The sequence below is a fragment of the Pseudomonas tritici genome (genome assembly GCF_014268275.3).
GTDB classification, from domain to species: domain Bacteria; phylum Pseudomonadota; class Gammaproteobacteria; order Pseudomonadales; family Pseudomonadaceae; genus Aquipseudomonas; species Aquipseudomonas tritici.
Genome location: NZ_CP077084.1, coordinates 2,483,671 through 2,502,236 on the forward strand (window position 1 = coordinate 2,483,671; position 18,566 = coordinate 2,502,236).

17 protein-coding genes are annotated in these 18,566 nt (G+C 58.5%); 7 read left to right on the forward strand and 10 right to left on the reverse strand.

The features are described 5' to 3' along the window. Nucleotides 1-172: 172 nt before the first annotated feature. On the reverse strand, nt 173-1,798 hold the full coding sequence (locus tag HU722_RS11210) for an MFS transporter (protein ID WP_065872320.1): 1,626 nt from the start codon (nt 1,796-1,798) through the stop codon (nt 173-175). 65 nt (nt 1,799-1,863) lie between these two features. Then, nucleotides 1,864-3,510, reverse strand: coding sequence for a GMC family oxidoreductase (locus tag HU722_RS11215; RefSeq protein ID WP_065872319.1), 1,647 nt, complete (start codon nt 3,508-3,510; stop codon nt 1,864-1,866). Between the two features lie 130 nt (nt 3,511-3,640). Between HU722_RS11215 and HU722_RS11220 the strand changes: the two genes are divergently transcribed. Further along, entirely contained in the window at nt 3,641-4,534 is an 894-nt protein-coding gene (locus HU722_RS11220) for a LysR family transcriptional regulator (RefSeq protein WP_065872318.1), read from the forward strand. 69 nt (nt 4,535-4,603) lie between these two features. On the opposite strand, the gene HU722_RS11225 is transcribed toward HU722_RS11220, so the two are convergent. Genes HU722_RS11225 through HU722_RS11235 form a run of 3 tightly spaced genes read right to left on the reverse strand, consistent with a single transcriptional unit; the run spans nt 4,604 to nt 7,647 of the window. Further along, on the reverse strand, nt 4,604-5,701 hold the full coding sequence (locus HU722_RS11225) for a DNA alkylation repair protein (RefSeq protein WP_065889281.1): 1,098 nt from the start codon (nt 5,699-5,701) through the stop codon (nt 4,604-4,606). Nucleotides 5,702-5,731: 30 nt separating this feature from the next. Beyond that, on the reverse strand, nt 5,732-7,078 hold the full coding sequence (locus HU722_RS11230; RefSeq protein ID WP_065889282.1) for a glutamine synthetase family protein: 1,347 nt from the start codon (nt 7,076-7,078) through the stop codon (nt 5,732-5,734). A gap of 11 nt (nt 7,079-7,089) precedes the next feature. Beyond that, entirely contained in the window at nt 7,090-7,647 is a 558-nt protein-coding gene (locus HU722_RS11235; RefSeq protein WP_065872392.1) for a helix-turn-helix domain-containing protein, read from the reverse strand. Here HU722_RS11235 and HU722_RS11240 point away from each other — a divergent pair. From HU722_RS11240 to HU722_RS11250, 3 genes are all read left to right on the forward strand, one after another. Then, entirely contained in the window at nt 7,636-8,061 is a 426-nt protein-coding gene (locus HU722_RS11240; protein WP_225930683.1) for a nuclear transport factor 2 family protein, read from the forward strand. The genes HU722_RS11235 and HU722_RS11240 overlap by 12 nt on opposite strands. Nucleotides 8,062-8,146: 85 nt before the next feature. Further along, a complete protein-coding gene (locus HU722_RS11245; RefSeq protein WP_065879977.1) occupies nt 8,147-8,455 on the forward strand; it encodes an RcnB family protein in 309 nt (102 codons plus the stop codon). Nucleotides 8,456-8,532: 77 nt separating this feature from the next. Then, nucleotides 8,533-9,726 carry an MFS transporter gene (locus HU722_RS11250; protein WP_065872313.1) on the forward strand — a complete coding sequence of 398 codons (1,194 nt, stop codon included), beginning with the start codon at nt 8,533-8,535 and terminating at the stop codon, nt 9,724-9,726. Here HU722_RS11250 and HU722_RS11255 read toward each other — a convergent pair. Both HU722_RS11255 and HU722_RS11260 read right to left on the reverse strand, forming a co-directional pair. Then, nucleotides 9,689-9,961 carry a DUF1652 domain-containing protein gene (locus HU722_RS11255; RefSeq protein ID WP_065872312.1) on the reverse strand — a complete coding sequence of 91 codons (273 nt, stop codon included), beginning with the start codon at nt 9,959-9,961 and terminating at the stop codon, nt 9,689-9,691. The genes HU722_RS11250 and HU722_RS11255 overlap by 38 nt on opposite strands. Nucleotides 9,962-10,093: 132 nt before the next feature. Then, complete coding sequence (locus tag HU722_RS11260; protein ID WP_065872311.1) at nt 10,094-11,587, reverse strand: PAS domain S-box protein; 1,494 nt, start codon at nt 11,585-11,587, stop codon at nt 10,094-10,096. 196 nt (nt 11,588-11,783) lie between these two features. On the opposite strand from HU722_RS11260, the gene HU722_RS11265 reads away from it, so the two are divergent. Beyond that, a complete protein-coding gene (locus HU722_RS11265) occupies nt 11,784-12,752 on the forward strand; it encodes a hypothetical protein (protein WP_065872310.1) in 969 nt (322 codons plus the stop codon). 48 nt (nt 12,753-12,800) lie between these two features. Here HU722_RS11265 and HU722_RS11270 read toward each other — a convergent pair whose 3' ends face one another. The 3 genes from HU722_RS11270 to HU722_RS11280 form a co-directional block, all read right to left on the reverse strand. After that, nucleotides 12,801-13,964, reverse strand: a complete 1,164-nt coding sequence (locus HU722_RS11270; protein ID WP_175403024.1) for a hypothetical protein — start codon at nt 13,962-13,964, stop codon at nt 12,801-12,803. Between the two features lie 14 nt (nt 13,965-13,978). Beyond that, entirely contained in the window at nt 13,979-14,866 is an 888-nt protein-coding gene (locus HU722_RS11275; protein WP_065872309.1) for a nitrilase family protein, read from the reverse strand. A gap of 112 nt (nt 14,867-14,978) precedes the next feature. After that, on the reverse strand, nt 14,979-16,928 hold the full coding sequence (locus HU722_RS11280) for a flavin monoamine oxidase family protein (RefSeq protein ID WP_065872308.1): 1,950 nt from the start codon (nt 16,926-16,928) through the stop codon (nt 14,979-14,981). 261 nt (nt 16,929-17,189) lie between these two features. On the opposite strand from HU722_RS11280, the gene HU722_RS11285 reads away from it, so the two are divergent. Together HU722_RS11285 and HU722_RS11290 are read left to right on the forward strand one after the other, a co-directional pair. Beyond that, on the forward strand, nt 17,190-17,534 hold the full coding sequence (locus tag HU722_RS11285) for an FKBP-type peptidyl-prolyl cis-trans isomerase (RefSeq protein WP_065872307.1): 345 nt from the start codon (nt 17,190-17,192) through the stop codon (nt 17,532-17,534). Between the two features lie 12 nt (nt 17,535-17,546). Next, nucleotides 17,547-18,146: a GNAT family N-acetyltransferase gene (locus tag HU722_RS11290; protein ID WP_065872390.1), complete on the forward strand. Its 600-nt coding sequence runs from the start codon at nt 17,547-17,549 to the stop codon at nt 18,144-18,146. Nucleotides 18,147-18,566 lie beyond the last annotated feature (420 nt).

Consider the following 18,566-nt stretch of genomic DNA (forward strand, 5'->3'; position numbering starts at 1 on the left):
AGCGGCGTTCAGGCAACCATTATCTGTATGGATGTACAGCAAATTGTGTGGGCAGCACAAAACAAATGTGGGCTTGCTCGCGAAGACGGTGGATCAGTCAATTCAACTGTGACTGATCCACCGCATTCGCGAGCAAGCCCGCTCCCACAGGGGATCTTCGGCGTGTTGTAGATCAGTTGTTATCGATATCCACGTGCCGCGTTTCCTTGAGGCAGATCATCCCCACAATCAGGCTCACCCCGGTCACCACCACCGGGTACCACAGGCCGTAGAAGATATCGCCGGTGTACACCACCAGGGCAAACGACACGGTCGGCAGGAACCCGCCAAACCAGCCGTTACCGATGTGGTAGGGCAGCGACATCGAGGTGTAGCGGATACGCGTCGGGAACAGTTCCACCATCAGCGCTGCCAGCGGGCCGTAGCACATGGCGGCGATCAGGATCAGCGCCACGATCAGCACCACCACCATGGTCTTGTTGACCTGGGCCACATCCGCCGAAGACGGGTAGCCGGCCAGGGTCACGGCGCCACGCAGGGCTTTTTCGTCAAACCCGTCGATACGCACGTCACCCACGCTTACCTGCACCGGGCTGCCGGCAGGTGCCACGGCGCTGCTGTAGGGCAGGCCTTGCTTGACCAGGAAGGTCTTGACCTTGTCGCATGGGCTGTCAAATTTCGCCTTGCCCACCGGGTCGAACTGGAAGGTGCAGGTCGCCGGATCGGCCAGTACGGTGATCGGTGCCTGGCGACTGGCCTGGTCCATCGCCGGGTTGGTGTAGTGCGCCAGGCTCTTGAAGATCGGGAAGTACAGCACGGTGGCCAGCAGCAGGCCGAGCATCAGCACCGGCTTGCGGCCCACTTTGTCCGAGAGCCAGCCAAAGAAGATAAAGAACGGTGCGCCGATCACCACGCTGATGATCAACAGCATGTTGGCCAGGGCAGGGTCCATTTTCAGGAACTGCGTGAGGAAGAACAGCACATAGAATTGCGCCGCGTAGAAGGTCACCGCCTGGCCGCCGTTGATGCTGAACAGGGCGATCAGCACGATCTTGAGGTTCTCCCATTTGCCGAAGGACTCGCGGATCGGCGCCTTGCTGACCTTGCCTTCCTCTTTCATTTTCAGGAACGCCGGCGACTCATGCAGGCTCATGCGGATCCAAGTGGAAATACCCAGCAGCACAATGGAAAACAGGAACGGAATCCGCCAGCCCCACACTTCGAACTGGTCACCGGTAAAGTAACGGCAGGCCAGCACCACCAGCAGCGACAGCAGCAAGCCGATGGTCGCGGTGGATTGAATCCAACTGGTGTGGAAGCCACGTTTGCCGGCGGGTGCATGCTCGGCCACATAAGTCGCCGCGCCGCCGTATTCGCCGCCCAGTGCCAGGCCTTGCAGCATGCGCAGCACGATCAGAATGATCGGTGCCGCAATGCCAATGCTGGCGTAAGTCGGCAGCAGCCCGACGCAGAAGGTCGCCACGCCCATCAAAATAATGGTGACGAGGAAGGTATATTTACGCCCGATCATGTCGCCCAACCGGCCAAATACCAACGCACCAAACGGCCGCACCACAAAGCCGGCCGCAAAGGCCATCAAGGCAAAGATGAACGCCGTGGTGTCGTTGACCCCGGCAAAGAACTGCTTGCTGATCACCGCCGCCAGGGCGCCGTAGAGGAAAAAGTCATACCACTCGAACACCGTCCCAAGGGACGAGGCGAAGATGACTTTCTTTGAGTCGTTGCTGGTGCTGGCGGTGGTGACCGCCGAGCCCAGGGGTTGAGCACGTTCTGACATCGGGTAGCCCTCACAGTGATTATTTATTGTTGTTCCACTGTCGGCGCCAGTTTCAGCGCCGCTATTCAGATTGCATGAACCAGTTCTTTCTCCGGGGCGAGACTCCTTGTATTCGGCGAAAGGATCAGCTGAGCGGCCTTCTCCGCGATCATCAGCGTAGGTGAACAGGTGTTGCCGGACGTAATGCGCGGCATGATCGACGCATCGGCAATGCGCAATCCAGGCACGCCATGCACGCGCAGCTGGGCATCGACCACCGCGTCTTTATCGCTGCCCATGCGACAGGTGCCAACCGGGTGGAAGATAGTCGTGCCGATGCGCGCGGCGGCTTCGTGCAGTTCGTCCTCGGTTTGCAGTGAATCGCCCGGCAGGTATTCCACTGGCTTGAATTGGCTCAGGGCCGGGGCTGCGACGATGCGACGCGTCAGGCGGATGGCATCGGCGGCCACGCGCAAATCTTGCGGATGGCTGAGGTAGTTAGGGCGGATCAGCGGTGCGTCCGCCGGGTTGGCCGAGCGAATGTCGATACGTCCGCGACTTTGCGGGCGCAGGTCGCAGACCGACGCGGTAAACGCCGGGAACGCGTGCAGCGGTTCGCCAAAGCGCTCAAGCGACAGCGGTTGCACATGGTATTCAAGGTTGGCCGAGGTTTGCTCCGGCCCCGAGCGGGCAAATGCGCCGAGCTGGCTGGGCGCCATCGACAGTGGGCCGCTGCGGTCGTACAGGTAGCGCAGGCCCATGCCCATCTTGCCCCATACGGTGCCAGCGATCTGGTTGAGGGTGCGGGCGTTTTCCAGCTTGTAGATCAGCCGTAATTGCAGGTGATCCTGCAGGTTACCGCCCACGCCCGGCAGTTCATGCAGCACGTCGATGCCCAGCGGCTTGAGCACGCTGGAAGGCCCTATTCCCGAGCGCTGCAAAATCCCCGGCGAGCCGACGGAGCCGGCGCACAGCACAATCTCTTTGCGCGCCTTCCAGCTCACCTGCTGGCCCTGCTGACGACCAACCACCTGTGAGGCCCGGCCGTTTTCCAGCAGCACGCGGTCTACTTCCACTTCGGTCAGCACGGTGAGATTGGGGCGCTGACGGATCGGCTTGAGAAATGCCTTGGCCGCGTTCCAGCGCACACCGGCCTTCTGGTTGACCTGGAAATAGCCGCAGCCTTCGTTGTCGCCCTGATTGAAGTCGCTGATCGGCGCGATGCCACTTTGCGCCGCCGCGTCACGGAAGGCGTCTAGGATCGGCCAGTGCAGGCGCTGTTGTTCGACTCGCCACTCGCCCCCATTGCTATGGAATTCGGAGCCACCGGCAAAATGATTTTCGCTCTGCTTGAACAACGGCAGCACGTCTTTCCAGGCCCAGCCGGCGTTGCCTTCTGCCGCCCAGCCGTCGTAATCCTGGGCCTGGCCGCGCATGTAGATCATGCCGTTGATCGATGAGCAGCCGCCCAGCACCTTGCCGCGTGGATAGCTCAGTGCACGGCCTTGCAGGCCTTCCTGGGCTTCGGTCTTGAAGCACCAGTCGGTGCGCGGGTTGCCGATGCAGAACAGGTAGCCGACGGGGATATGGATCCAGGGGTAATTGTCGCGGCCGCCGGCTTCAAGCAGCAGCACGCGGTGAGCGGGGTTGGCGGACAGACGATTGGCGAGCAGACAGCCCGCGGGGCCGGCGCCTACGACGATGTAATCGTATTCAGCAGTTGCAATGGGCATCTGAAGGTCTCGCTTGTTTTTCTTATTGGTTCCATCCTAGTTGTTAGTTTTCGTCTTAAAAATGTTAGTTTTTACCCAGCTGCTGTGCGTTTTTAAACAGCACGACCCAGGGGCACGGAATGGAGGCGTCATGTTCGATTGGAATGACCTGCGGTACTTTCTCGAGTTGCAGCGTAGCGGCCGCCTGCTCACCGCCGCGCAACGCCTGAAAACCACGCACGCTACTGTGGCCCGGCATATCGAGGCGATCGAGAAAAGCCTCGGCACCGCGCTGTTTGTGCAGCATGCCCAGGGCTACGAACTGACCCCTGCCGGCGAAGCCTTGCTCAAACACGCCGAAGCCATGGAAAACGTCGCGCTGCTGGCCGAGGACGAACTGACCCACTCCGCCGCGCCTTTGGGCAAGATCCGCCTGGGCGTCGCCGAAGGGTTGGGCGTGATGTTCCTGGCCAGCCGCATGGGCGGGCTGTTCGAACGCTACCCCGGGCTGGAAGTGGAGCTGGTGGCCGTGCCGCGCTTTGTCAGCATCCTCAACCGCGAGGCGGAAATCAGCATCCACCTTGAACGGCCCAGCGTCGATCAATTGGTCACGCGCAAACTCACCGACTACCGCCTGGCCCTCTACGCCAGCCGCGCCTACCTGGACCGTAACCCGCCGGTCGAAAAGCGCGAAGACCTTGCGGTGCATGCGTGGATCGATTACGTCGACGACCTGCTGTTCAGCCAGGAGCTGAAATTCCTCAGCAGCTTCTGCCGCAACCCCAAAGTGGTGTTCCACAGCACCAGCGTGATCGCCCAGCACCAGGCGGCACGCTCAGGGTTGGGCATTGCGGTGTTGCCGTGTTTCATGGCCTCGGCTGATCCGGAGCTGGTGGCGTTGCTGCCGGGGGAGGGGATTCAGCGCAGCTACTGGATCAGTTCGCGGCGGGAGTTGCACAAGTCAGTGCGGCTGCGGGTGTTGTGGGATTACGTGGTGGAGTTGTGCGCGCGGGAGCAGGGGTTACTCCTCGGTGAATCCAGCTGAAACCGGATTAACTAGGTGGGAGAGGCAAGCCAGCTCCCACATTGAATCTACGGTATTTCTGAAACCAAGTCAGGCGCGCAATTCGAACTCCGCGCTGCCCAACCGCTCTCCATTCACCAACACGTGCACGCTATGCCTGCCGGGGTAATGCCTGCGCGTGGTCAGCTCGCGGATATGTTGCTCGCGCCGGATGCTGAGATGTTCCCCCGCGCCGAGAGTAAACGCCTTGAGCTTGAACACCTTTGCCGCGCTGTGCCCGGCACTTTTCACATAGTCGATGGCGTAATCCACCACCAGTTTTTGCGCAGTGTCGGCGGTAGATTCCAGGCTGAAGGACAACTCGATCCGTTCCCCCAGGTTGATCACCGCCGGCGTCACCTTAAGGTCATGGATCGTCACCTCGGCCCTGGCCCCGGCGCCCATGATCGTCAGCGCCCGGGTATTGCCTTGCTTGATCAGGCTGCGCAAGGCGTGGCGGGCGATCCAGGCGGTGTGCGGGTTGTCCAGGTTCCAGCCCTCGATCAGGCTGAGCACCCACTCCGGGTGGTCCTTGGTGATGTCGTTGAGGTGGTTGGCCACGGACTTGCGCACATAAAGGCTGCCGTCAGCCTTGAGGTTGTCGAGGATTGACGCGCACAGTTCGGGGTTCGCCTGGACTTCGGCCAGGCGGAACGACCACGGCAGACGCGGCCGCGAGCCTTCGCTGGCGAGGCGGCGCACGTGTTCGTTGTCATCCAGCGACCATGCCTGCATCACCGCCAACGTGCGTTGGAAGTCATCCAGCAGGAAGTGGCGGATGGCGAATTCGGCGGAGCCAAAGGTGGTGAAGTATTTGAGTGCAGCCATGGAGCGCTTGAAGTCATCCCGCCCGTAATTCGCCACGAAGTGCGGCAGGAACAGGCTGACGAACGCGCTGTTCAGGCGCGGGGCGAGGGCGTAAAGCAGCTTGAGGGTTTGCGCATAATCCAGCGGGATCACTGCATGCAGGCTCTCGCTGACCCGCGCCATGCGCTGCATCACCGACAACTCCGTCAGCCCGGACTTGGCGTGCTGGAGGAAGCCCTTGGCGTCGAACGCCGGGTACACCGCCGTCATTTCCGTGGCGATGTGGTGCAGGCGTTCGAGGTTGAAGATTTCCTTGAGCGCCGGGGCGCTTTGTTCGGTCATCGGTGATTCCATGCAGGTGTATGGGCAGATTCAGAGAAACCAGCGGTATTCCCGCGCAGGGATCTCCTGCTGGAAAGCCAAGTGGTCCTGGCGTTTGTTCTCGCAGTACACGTCGATAAATTCGGCGCCCAGCTTATCGCGCAATACCGGTTGATGCTGCATGGCGCGCACGGCGTCGAGCATTTCCACGGGGAAGTCGGTGCCGCTGTTGCGGTCCTCGTTCAATGGGGCGATGGGTTCGCGCTTGGCTTCCAGGCCGTGCTCCAAGCCCACCAAAATCGCCGCCAGCACCAGGTACGGGTTGGCATCCGCACTGGCTAGGCGGTGCTCAATGCGCAGGTTGCGCGGGTCGGACTCGGGAATGCGCACGCACGCATCACGGTCTTCAAAGCCCCAACTGGCGTGCGTTGCCGCGTTGACCGCGCCGCCCAGGCGGCGAAAGGCGTTGTGGTTGGGCGAAAAGATCGGCATGCAGTGCGGCAGCAATTCCAGGCAACCCGCCACGGCGTGGCGCAGCGGTTGTTGCTGGTGCGCCGCCAGCAAATTATTGCCCGCGCCGTCATACAGGCTGACATGCACGTGCATGCCGCTACCGGGGAATTGAAGATAGGGTTTGGCCATGAAGCTCGCACGGTAACCGTGCTTGAGCGCTACGCCGCGGGTGCTGCGACAGAACAGGGCGGCCCAGTCGGCGGCGCGCATACCGTCGTCGAGGTGACCGAAGTTGATTTCGAACTGGCCGGGGCCGATTTCGGCGGTGATCACTGTGATGTCGATGCCTTGGTCCTTGGCGGATTGCGCCATGTCGTCGAGCACTTCGCTGAAGCGTGACAGCCGTTCGATATGCAGGTTGGGTTGGTCGTCAGGGTCATCACTCAGTGGGTCGCGGGCGCATTGCGGCAGGCCATTGTCGAGTTTCTTATCGAACAGGTAGAACTCCAACTCGAACGCTACCACCGGGTGAATGCCCTTGTCTTGCAGGCGTTCCAGCACCCTCGCCAGCACTTCACGGGGTTCGAATTCGATGGGGGCTTCGGTGCCGTCTGAGGTGATCAGCATCTGGCCCAGCGGCTGCGACTCCCAGCTCACCGGCTTGAGCGTGCCCGGCACCAGACGGCGGTTGGCATCCGGGTCGCCGTCGTTGAAGCAATAGTCACCAATCTTGAACAGCCCTCCCTGAACCCCCAGCAGCACGGCGTTCTGCGGCAGCTTCAGCGGGCTGCCGGCGGCGACTTTTTCCAGCATCTCGATGGGGTAACGCTTGCCGTAGAAGTGCCCTGGAATGTCCAAGGCGATCAGGTCTACGTACCGCACGTCGGGATGGTTCTGGCGAAAGGTCCGTACTTCGGCCAGTAACGTGGTGGCATGGCTTTTCACGGGTGCAGCTCCTAGTTGTAAACCCACAACACGCGGGCGGGCAGGTCGGTCAGATTGGCGTAGCGGCAATGGGCGAAGCTGGCCAGGTGGAAGCTGTCGCCGGGGCCGAGGGTGACCGGATCGGTCTCACCTTCGACCCACAGCGTCAATTCGCCCTCCAGTACAAAACCGGCCTGCTCGGCGCGGTCGCTCATGGTTTGTTCACCGCTGTTGGCGCCGGGAGCCAACAGACTGTCGAGCATCGAAAAGGCGCCGTTCATGCTTGGCGAGACGAGGATGTCGGTGATGCCATTGGCGTAATACACCGTGCGCCGCTCGTTGGGCCGGGTGATCCAGTCCACCGCCTTGGGTTTAGGTTGGCTGTAGAAGTACGTGGTGGGGACGTCGAGGGCATGGCTGATGGCGGTCAAATCGGCCACGGTCGGGCGTGACAGACCGCGTTCGACCTGGGACAGGAAACCCACGGAACGCTCGATTTTTTGCGCGAGCTGGGCGAGGGTGAGCTTCTTGTGCTTGCGCAGGTCGTGGATCAGTGCGGCCAGGGTGGCGAGTTCTTCTTGTGGAGTCATGAAATTTATTTCGATAAATTTCATGAAAAATTACAGGATTTATTTCATGGAGGCAATGAAATGGATTTAGGCGCGCACTTGTTTGAGCTTGAACAGGAGCTACAGCAAACGGCTACCCGTTCGAATGCGGCCCGGTTGGCGCAGCTGTTGGCGGATGATTTTGTTGAGTTTGGTGCCAGTGGAAATGTATGGGGCAGTAAGGCAGAGGTGATTTCCGGACTGCAGGATGAGGTGTTTTCTGCGCGCCGTATAACTGATTTCACGGTGAAAAGGCTGACTGAAGGTGTGGCTCTTGTGACCTATCGCTCTCATCGGGACGCAGGTGGGGCTTCGCTGCGCAGCTCGGTATGGCGAGTAGAAGAAGGGCAGTGGCGGATGGTGTTCCATCAAGGCACACCTGTGGCAGTTGCCTAGCTCACTCCGAGGCAAGGCTTGATTGAATGATCAGACGCGCCAGCGGTCCGAACCTGGGTAAGCGCCATTAATTGAAGGAGCACCCATGAAGTCCAAGTCCCTAATCGCCTGCCTGTTGGTTGCCGCCAGCCTGTCCACCGCCAGCTTTGTCGTGCAAGCCGGTGATACCCCCCAGGAAACCGTGCAGCCTTCGACTATCAACGCCCGTGACTTGAAAGAGGGCGACCGCGCGCCGGATATGTTGATGCGCAAGGAATCAGCCGTCAGCGACTGGAAAAAACGCGGCCTCAAGCAGCCTGAAGAAGACAGCCAGTGGGCGCGGGTGGGCGATAAATTCGTCCTGCTCAAGACCACCAACGGCACCATCCTTGAGATCACTCCCGTCAAGAAATGACCTTGCATTTTTGCCCTGTTCCTGAGTTAAGGTAGCCGGCCGTAATGGCCGCGTTACCTTCCAGGAAAGAGAGCAGGATGCTTGCCACAATAAGAAATTACCCCCGCACCGTTAACCTGTTGCTGTCCGCCACGCTGATGCTCACGTTGGCCAAGGCGATCACATTTCCGTACCTGGTGATCTACCTCACCAGCCACTTTGCCCTCGATATCACTCAGGTCGGCCTGGTGATCGGCAGTTCGCTGATTGTCGGCTCGCTGCTCAGTGTGTATGGCGGCTTTCTGGTCGACCGTATCAACAGCTACCGACTGTTGCTCGGCATGAGCGTGCTGTTTGTACTGGGCTTTATCGGCACGCTGCTCGCGCAGGATATCTGGACGTTCTACAGCTGCCTGATCCTGATCAACCTGGCTTACGCGGTGATCGATATTGCGGTCAAAGCCGGTTTTGCCAGCTTGTTGCCCGAAGAGGCACGCAGCGAAGTGTTTTCCATCAAGTACACCCTGACCAATATCGGTTATGCCGTAGGGCCTTTTTTCGGGGCGATGATTGCCAAGCTGGACATCAGCTTGCCGTTTATCCTTTCGGCGCTATTGGGGGTAGGGTTTTTCCTGCTGTATTGGCGTTGGGGTGACCGTACGCTGGCGACCGTCGATGCCACGCAAAAGCCGGTGCCCTTTCTTGCCGTTGGCCGCGTGCTGTTGCGCGATCGTCGCCTGGTCTGCTTCACCGTTGGCGGCGTGCTCAGTGCCGTGGTATTTGGTCAGTTCACCGCATGGCTGTCACAATATTTGGTCACCACCACCACCGCCGAATACACCTACACCGTGGTCAGCGCCGTGCTGACCACCAACGCCGTGTTGGTGATTGCCCTGCAGTATGTGATTGGTCGGCGCATCTCGCATCGCTACTTGGGCCAGTGGCTGATCGCAGGACTGGGCATGTTCATGCTGGGGATCATTGGTTTTGCGCTGTCCACCAGCGTGCTGTGGTGGGTATTGGCAATGGCGGTGTTCACGGTGGGGGAGATCATCGTGTTTCCGGCCGAGTACATGTTTATCGACCGCATCGCTCCGGACCACCTGCGCGGCATGTACTACGGGGCGCAGAACCTGTCCAATCTGGGGGCCGCCCTGGGGCCGGTGTTGTGTGGGCTGGTGCTGGCCAGCCTGCCGGCCCACTACATGTTTTACATGCTGGGGGCGTTTATCGTTGGGGGCGGGGTGTTCTATTTCATTGGTGCGTCGCTGAAGGCAAGTCATCCAGCGTGAGCTTGCCGACGGTGTTGCATTGCAGTTCGTAACGCAGCTCTTCCACCATTTTTTCAACTTCTTGCGGGGTCTGCAGCCGGTTCGTGCTGATCCCGGTGACGACCAGATCAACCCGGCCGGTCTCCGCGTCGTAGACCTTGAGGGTCAGCGAAGCGTCCCGGCACAGGGTGAATTCGCACGTCAGTGGCGACAGACCTTCTTCGATGCAATTGCGCAGTTGAGAGAGGGTAAACATGGGGGTTCCTTCAGGGTGTAAATGCGGTGGCACACGATCAAAGCCTTGTGCCCACGCCCTGAAGGTTAGGGTTTACTTGCCCGCGTCATAAGTTGAATTCGCACTAGCCGCACTAGTGCATTTGCACCGCGTTCACTTGTTCTTGAGCCGCAACTCGCCGGCAAACAGTCCGCGTTCGCGGGCCCAAACGATCGCTGCACTACGACTATGCACCCCCAGCTTGGAGTACACCGTGGCCACATGGTTACGCACCGTGTTGGGCGCCAGTTTGAGGCGCGAGGCAATTTCCTTGTCAGCCAGCCCTTCGCAGATCAACCCCAAAACATCCCGTTCGCGGGCCGTGAGGTCGGTGAACGCGACATTCGGCAGGTTCGGGCTGTTGACGCTTTTGGCGTTCGCCAGTTTCTCGATCAGTGTCTGGCTGAACCATGAAGCGTCTTGCATGACTTCCTCGATGGCGGCCACCAGTTCCAGCTCCGAGCGCTTGCGTTCGGTGATGTTCATCAGCACCAGCAGGTAGCAGGGCACATCCTGAATGATCACGGTGTCCGCGGACACGACACAGTCGATAACCTCATCGCCTTTCTTGCGCACCTTCAAATCCTGGCCGTCAAAGCTTCCGGCTTTTTCCAGGGTGGTGAACAACAGGGCGCCAGCCGGTGCGCTGTCGATAAAGCCAATTTCTTCGATGGCCTTGCCGATCAATTCTTCGCTGGTGTACCCCGTGATCGTCATGAACGCCTCATTCACATCCACCACTTGACGGTTCGCGGCGCTGCAGACCAACGTCGGCACCGGGGTCAGGCGAAATGATTTGGCAAACCGTTCTTCACTCTGGCGCAGCGCGGTTTCGGCCTTGCGCCGAGGCTCCAGGTCCGTGAAGGAGAACAGCATGCAGGCCTCTTCGTTCATGTCCAGCGGCTGGCCGGCGACGATCACCAGTTTGCTGCCGCCTTCGGGCAATCTCAGTTCGGCCTGCATCTGCGGTATGGTCGCGCCATCGCCCAGGCGCTGGATCGCCAGGTCCTTGCGCTCGGCCTGCTCCAGCACGTCCAGCTCATAGACGGACTTGCCGATGACTTGGTCGCGGTTGTAACCGGTCATCTCCAGAAAGCCTTGGTTGACCTTGATATAGCGCAAGTCGCTCAGACGGCAGATCACCGCAGGCGCCGGGTTGGCATTGAAGGTTTTCTCGAAGCGCTGCTCGGCACTGGCCCATTCGGTGGCGTCGCTGAGGATCAGTACCAGCAGCTCCGGTTCGCCACGCGAGTCGGTGATCACCAGACTGCGCAGGCGGTGCACCCAGGTTTTGTCCGAATCGGCGTTTGGAATCACCTCCACCACGACGTCGCTGAATTCGTCGCCAGCAGCAGCACGGGCCAGGGGATAGTTTTCCAGCGTCAGTGGGTGATTGTTGCGATAGCGCAGCGTGAAGCGCTCGGCATACTCCTGCGCATTCGCGCCTAGCCCCATCACGTCGCCCACGCCGTGCATGTTCAGTGCGGCTTCGTTGGCCCACAGGATGGTCTGGTCGACCTCGGCGAGAATGATCCCATCGGATAGTCCGGAAATGATCTGCTGCAGTTGGCGGCGGTTGGTTTCTTTGGCGAGGACGTCCTGGCTCATGATTTCTCCGGATAAAAGCGTATAAAAACTCCGACATCCACGCTTCAGGATAGTGCAGAGAATGTGAGGGGGCCCAAGTGCGAATGCATCAGGCGATCTGGTGCATTTGCGCCACGACCGAACGGATGTCGTTTCGCCACACTCCCACTCAACAAGGCACATTGCCTTGCTCCCATAACTTGTGAAGGACCTCTGTATGACCACTGTCTATGAAACCAATCGCTCGCTGTTTCGCGTGTCCTGGAGCTCGGTATTGGCCGGTAGTGCAATTGCCCTGGTGACCTACCTGGTCCTCAGCGTGCTCGGCACTGCCATTGGCGCCAGTGCAGTTGAACCAATGGAAGCGGGCAACCCATTGAGCGGTTTCGGCACGGGCGCGGGCATCTGGCTGTTTGTCTCCACCCTTGTAGCGATCGGCGTCGGCGCCTTTGTCGCCGGCCGTACTGCACCGGATCGCGGTGGCCTGCACGGCGTGTTGACCTGGACCGTCACCACCTTGCTCACCACTTGGCTACTCGCGGGTCTGGCTGCCAGTGTGGTTGGCACCGCCGGCAACATGGTGGGTAAAGGCTTGTCGGCTGCCGGTAGCGGTATTGCCGCGGCGGCGCCTGGCATTGGCGACAGCGTCAAGCAGCAACTGAACGAACAAGGTATTCAACTGGACTGGAACAGCCTGCAGGGCGAACTCGATACGTTGCTCAAGCAGAGCGGAAAACCAGAATTGGACCCTGCGAACGTCGAGCAAAAAGCTGACCAAGCCAGCGCTGATGGCAAGCAAGCCGCGACGGATGCAGCGACCAATCCCGCACAGGCTGGCGACCAGTTGAAGCAGTGGTTTGAACGCGTGAAAGCGTCCGGTGAACCTGCGCTGAACGCGGCGGATAAAGAAGCACTGGTCAACATCGTGGCGGCGCGTACCGGCAAGAGCAAGGAAGAGGCCACGCAGATCGTCGATAACTACGCCCAGGCTTATCAGCAAGCCATGCAGAAGGTCGAAGAGCTGAAGCAACAGGCTGAACAGAAAGCCCGTGAAGCGTCTGAAGTGGCTGCCAAGCAGATTTCCCGTGCGGCCTGGAGCGCCTTGGCGATGCTGCTGTTGGGTGCGGCGCTGAGCTTCTTTGTGGGTCGTATGGCGCTGACTAATCGTCGTGTGCCGTTGGCCTGACTTCTTGTGATGAGGGTGGTGAGAGGGGGACCTCTCACCACGCTTTTGCTAAACCACTAACCCTCCCACGACTGGCACGATGATCAGCGTACTCAACGCCATAGAAAGCACGTTACCGATGTAGGGGTGGAAGTGAGCCGGCAACTTTCCCGCGATGGCGCACGCTAAAGGCGGAGCAATCAATGCACCGAGCAGCGCACTTGAACCCATCACCATCCAACTTCCTCCATGGGTCAACACGGCAGCCGGTACCACTGACACCAAGGGAACATAGGTGGGATACCATCCTCGCTTGATCCACTCATGTCGCCAGATGACCACGCCCAGCGCAGACGTCAATGCTTGCGCGCCTATCAGGTGCAATATGAGGCCTGAGCCGTACGCCGGGCTCACGGGATTCAGGGCGTACGCCAATAGGACTCCCGCCAACAGACCCAGACTGGCTAGCTCGTTGCCGAAAAAAGGGGCTTCGGAGAAATCTGCCAGCACCCGGCGCAGGCTCCAAGTCACGCCATAAGTGGGAAGAGCGGCAGGCTTCGGTTTGGCCGGTGGGGTAAAGTCCGAGCGCACCATAGAGGGCATCCAACGACATAGCATAAACGCGATCACGCTACCGATAGCCATGCCCATCACGTTGCCAATCACCGCCGGCAACCCCAGCGGCACGCAGACGACGTTGACGATCAACAGGCACATCGGCGTAACCAGCACTGCGCCGAGTGCTGCGCCAGTGAGGGTGACCTTCCACCCGCCGCCAAACATCAGCACCATGGCTGCCGGCAACGAGACGAACGCCGCGAACGTCGGTTGCCATGTCTCAGCGGTGACAGCCCATCCCCACAGCAAGTTGCTGAGTAGCAGGCCGAGCAACGAGCTGGTTATCAGCCAAGGCCATAATCCGGTCCCATAGGAAATGGAGAAACCTTGCCAGGCCTTCCCCTTCCGGCTGGCCCACCAGGCCAGGTAGGCACCTCCCAGCAGGCCGAGCGACGCCAGTTCATGTTTGTAGAAAGCGACCTCGCTGATATCGCCAAGTACCCAGCGCAGCCAGGCAACGGGGTGTGGAAGGCTTTGCACCATATCGGTGTAGCCAGGCCAGGGCTCGGTGAACGCTAACCACACAATGATCAGAGCGCTGGTCAGCGCAATCACAACAACAGTCCTGTCAATGTTGGGCCAGGGGGTTCGTGGTTTTTCTAAGAGGTTACCCATAGTCAACCCTCCAATCAGCGCGGCAGGGCAGGGTGTTGGGCGTAACCGAGCATTTGATCGTAGAGATCATTGCGTCGATCGCGTTGCAGGTCGTTGAGGCTGTTCCAGATCGGTGCACTGCGGGCGCTGGTGATATCAATGTCGGCGAACAAAATCTCCTGGCGATTGGCCGAAGCGACAGCGCCAATCGGCCAGCCATTGGTTCCGGCAATCAATGAGCATCCGAGGTAACGGGCGTTTCGCTCCTCGCCAATGCGGCTGGCGGCAGCGATAAACACGTTGTTGACGTGGGCGGCGGTCATCGTCAGGTATGACGCCATGCATTTGCCCGCTTCATCGAATAGCGGCGGTGGTGTCCACACCCAGTTGTTCAGGCTACAAATAATATCTGCGCCTTGTTGGCTGAGAATGCGTGGCACCTCCGGGAACCAGATGTCCCAGCAAATCAGCAAGCCAATACGGCCGATCGGCGTTTCAAATACCGGAAAGCCTGTATCGCCGGGGGTGAACCAAAGCTTTTCCAGGTTCCACAAATGCGCTTTGCGGTATTTTCCGATGTAGCCTTCGGGCCCTAACAGCACGGCCGTATTGAATAGCTGCATACCGTCTATTTCACACAGGCCTGCTACCAGATACACCTGGTGCCTGCAGGCAAACTCTATCCACGCTTGCACGCTGGTACCGTCTGGCACTCGCTCTGCGTGATCAAAAGCATCCTGGCGGCTGCTGAAGAAATACCCGCAATTGGTGAGCTCGGGCAACACGATCAGGTTGGCTCCGCCGCTCGCGGCTTCGGCCGCCAGTGCGAGGCTCTGACTCAGGTTATTGGCGCGGTTGGCCATGCCGACCTGTGGATCAAGTTGAATGACCGCTACGCGTGCAGGGCTTACTGGTTCGCTCATTGAGGTGACCTCTTATTGTTATACAACCGGAAGATGGTTGGATGTTTATAAGAGGCGACAATATGTTTAATTAAAAGTCAGACGGTTCTCGTTGCTACGTAGTCTATTTCCTTTATTGCTCGGTTTTGTATTCTGGGTAGTCCTGCATATCAAAGCCGCCGTTGAAGTTGGCGCGTGTTTTATTGCAGATGTTTATCACTGTGTCGACGGCGCCTCTGAAGCAAGGCTCAGTCCAGCCAGCATCAACGGAAAACGACTCGCCGCAGAGATAAAGTCCCGACTTATGAGAGAAGTCCCTGTTGTATTTCATTAAGGACACCGCGTGGTAGTAGGTGCCTGCGCGATAGAGCTTTGCACAACCCAGCGAGTGTTTGTCGTTCATCCAGCGTTGAACGACTGCCTGTTTACGGCCTATATACGGTGAGATTTTTTCTTTGATGTTTGTGGACTTCAAGAGGATTCGGTCTAGCTCCTTTATGCATTTATCGACCAGTTGTTCGTCGTCAAATACCGATAGCTTGGTAGCGTCGTCTTCCCACGTGTAGCTGAGCAGGATGCAGTCATAGGTATTATTATTGTGGTAGCGGTAGGTATATACATCATGTAGCCAGCTGTCCGTAATGATCGCTTGAGGTATGTTTTTGTTATCTGAAAGAAACGACTTTTTCAGTGGGGCGTAGACTTTGCAGCTGGTTTCCCAGTGGGCGGTTTTATAGGCTTCTATAATGTCGAATGGGAGTGTTTTCTGGTTGAAGTTTTCAATTGGTATTTGTGTCTCGATCAGCCAGGAGGGGAGTGTCATTACGACAGAGTCACAATCGATAAATACGTTTTCCGTTTGATCTTTTTGTGTGGCGTTCCAGCTGTAATACACGCGTATTTTTCCGTCCTTGAGTTTTTTCAGTTTTGTCACTGCACTGCGGGTCAGTAAACCGGATGGGCTCTTTAAAAGGTGTTCGTACAAAGATTCATCAGTCTCGTCGGGCTTTATGAATAGCAGCGATTCCGCCAGCGATCCAAGGCCAATATAGTGTGGTTTGTTAAATTTAAGCCCTCTGGAGTCCAGGGTCTCTTTAGCATCCAGGTACGGTGCGTCCATGGGGGTACCGTCTGCGTCAACCCGACCGTGAATCAACTGCAGATGACTGCTGAATCCAAATATCGCCGTGCGCAGAGGGTAAAGCGCGCATACGTCATAGAAGGCGCCCCAACTACCATCACCAATTCCGATGGCGTAGAAAACCGCAGATTCCTGGGCACTCATACCCAGGCCGCCAAAGTTTCCAGGATCACTGTGGTGCCACGTATCAATACTTGGCAGCTTGACCAGGTCCCGAAAGGACATACCTTCGTATTTTCTTACTATCGATGCCCACATGTCCTCCCAGCGTTCGGATCCGTAATATTCGGAGACGCACAGCGTCATACGCTCGGCAAATGTCTTCCATTTCGCGAAAACGTTACCCAGCGTTTGCCCTGGCGGGGCTGTTTTTCCATCGGCGTTTTTCCATATCAGTAGGGTGGGTTCACTGCTGTTATCTATGCTCCCTTCTCTTAGGAATATACCGGTTGAGCGGACTGCCGGGCTGCCCGGGTTTGGAAAGTCTGAATGGCGCAAATCGAATTCGTTAGCGTAATAGGCCATCAGTGAACGACCGTCTTTGGGCGGCTCATTTGTCTTGTTGAAGAACGGCATCCTCATTGCACCCATCTCGAAAGGGGGCCTGCCTGGCGTGTTGGTGTGATTGCTCCCAAGGGCGGTAAGGTGTCGGCCGCCAATACGCTTGGATTTTTCAAGTAAGGTAATGTTTGTGAACCCGCACCTGTAAAGCTCGCGCGCAGTCGTCAGGCCGGTAATGCCAGCGCCAATAACGCAGATTTTATGATCGGGTTCAGTGGCGTGGGCAATCCCGTTTACCTGTTCAACCAACGCGCGATAGTCAAAGCACAGGTCGGGTGGATTGGGGAATGTTGCCCTCCATTTGTTCTCGGTAGAGCGCTTTTCTCGATGCTGCCGCTGGGCAATGTCTGCGGGGTAGTTGAAGCCGGAACCGATGGTCATTCTGATATTCCCTATTCAGAGTAATGAACGCTTCATAGGTTGAGCGTTGGCACTGGACGCGAGAAATAGTCTGAAGGTGTTTTTGGGGGAGGGAGCGTCGTGTTTTTTTGTAAGTGCATTTCAAGCAGCAAGCGCAGAGAGAACCCTCTCCCCCTGAAAGGCGCTGCGGCGTGTCGCAACTATCAGTGTTGCGTTTGAAGCTTGCCAAACCCGTTTGATTCTGGGAAAAACGCCATCCTTTGCGTCCTAATGAGACCCCCCATGAGCCACGACGAACTCCAGATCACCGACATCCGCCTCGGCACCGGCAAAGCCGTGGTCAAGGGCGCGTTGATTAACACCCAATACACCGGCACCCTGGAGGACGGCACGGTATTCGATTCGTCCTGGGAGCGCGGCAAGCCGTTCCAGTGTGTGATCGGCACCGGGCGGGTGATCAAGGGCTGGGACCAGGGTTTGATGGGTATGCAGGTGGGCGGTGTTCGCACCTTGTTCGTGCCGGCGCATCTGGCGTATGGCGAACGGTCGATGGGCGCGCATATCAAGCCCAACAGCAACCTGCGTTTTGAGATTGAGTTGTTGGAAGTGCTGACGCGAGATGATTGAGGGCGGATGAACATGGATGTTGATGAGCACGTGTTGCCCGCTTGCTCTGTTGCAGGTATTCGGGTGGTTGAGCTGTGCGCTAGCGACGAGGCCGATCTGCAACGGTTTTTCGAGCGAGCGCCGGATTATTTCATTGCGGTGAACGGCGAGCCGGCCACGCCGACTGAGGCGTGCGAGGAGTTGCACGGGCAACTGCCCACAGGATGGACCTGCCGCCGGATGTATTGGCTGGGTTATCGCGATGCTGACGACCGATTGGTCGCGGTGGTGAACATTGCCGCTGACTTGCTGGCGAGCGGGGTGTGGCATATCGGGCTGCTGCTGGTCGATTCGTGCCTGCATGGCACTGGCCTTGCGCAACGACTGCATGCGGACCTTGAAGTATGGGCTGCGAAGAAGGGCGCCCAATGGCTGCGGTTGACGGTGGTTATCGGCAATATCAAAGCCGAGCGTTTCTGGCCCAGGCTTGGGTATGTGCAGGTACGTACGCGGGAGGGCGTGACGATGGGACGGCAGGTGAACCGGGTGTCGATTCAGGTCAAGGCGCTGGCGGGTGGGGCGGTTGAGGATTACTTGAGGCGGGTGGCGAGGGATCGACCGGGTACGCCATAGCAACGGATGTACGCCAATCGGTGTGGGAGCTGGCTTGCCTGCGATGGCGGCCTTTCAGCATAGCCCCATTGCCTGACACTGCGCCATCGCAGGCAAGCCAGCTCCCACATTTGATCTTCAGCGTATCCGGGAAAACGGCTTTCCTGAACCCACCCTGAAGAATCTTCTCATTCCCCATCGGGAAACTTTCCTACGGTTTACTCTCCTGAAGTCGGGGCGTAAGCTTCGCGCGTTTTCATCAATAGCGGAGACCCTCAGTGGGTACTTGTTCGAGTGACAGTAGTCGGCCGGTTCTGGTAACCGGCACAGGCTTGGCAAGGTAACGCGCATTCTTCCGATGCCGTTGTCTCGCCAATAAAAGCGAGAAGCGGCATCCCGGCAGTAGCCAGTCCTGGCGCCTGCCCGAATCCCTCTCATCGA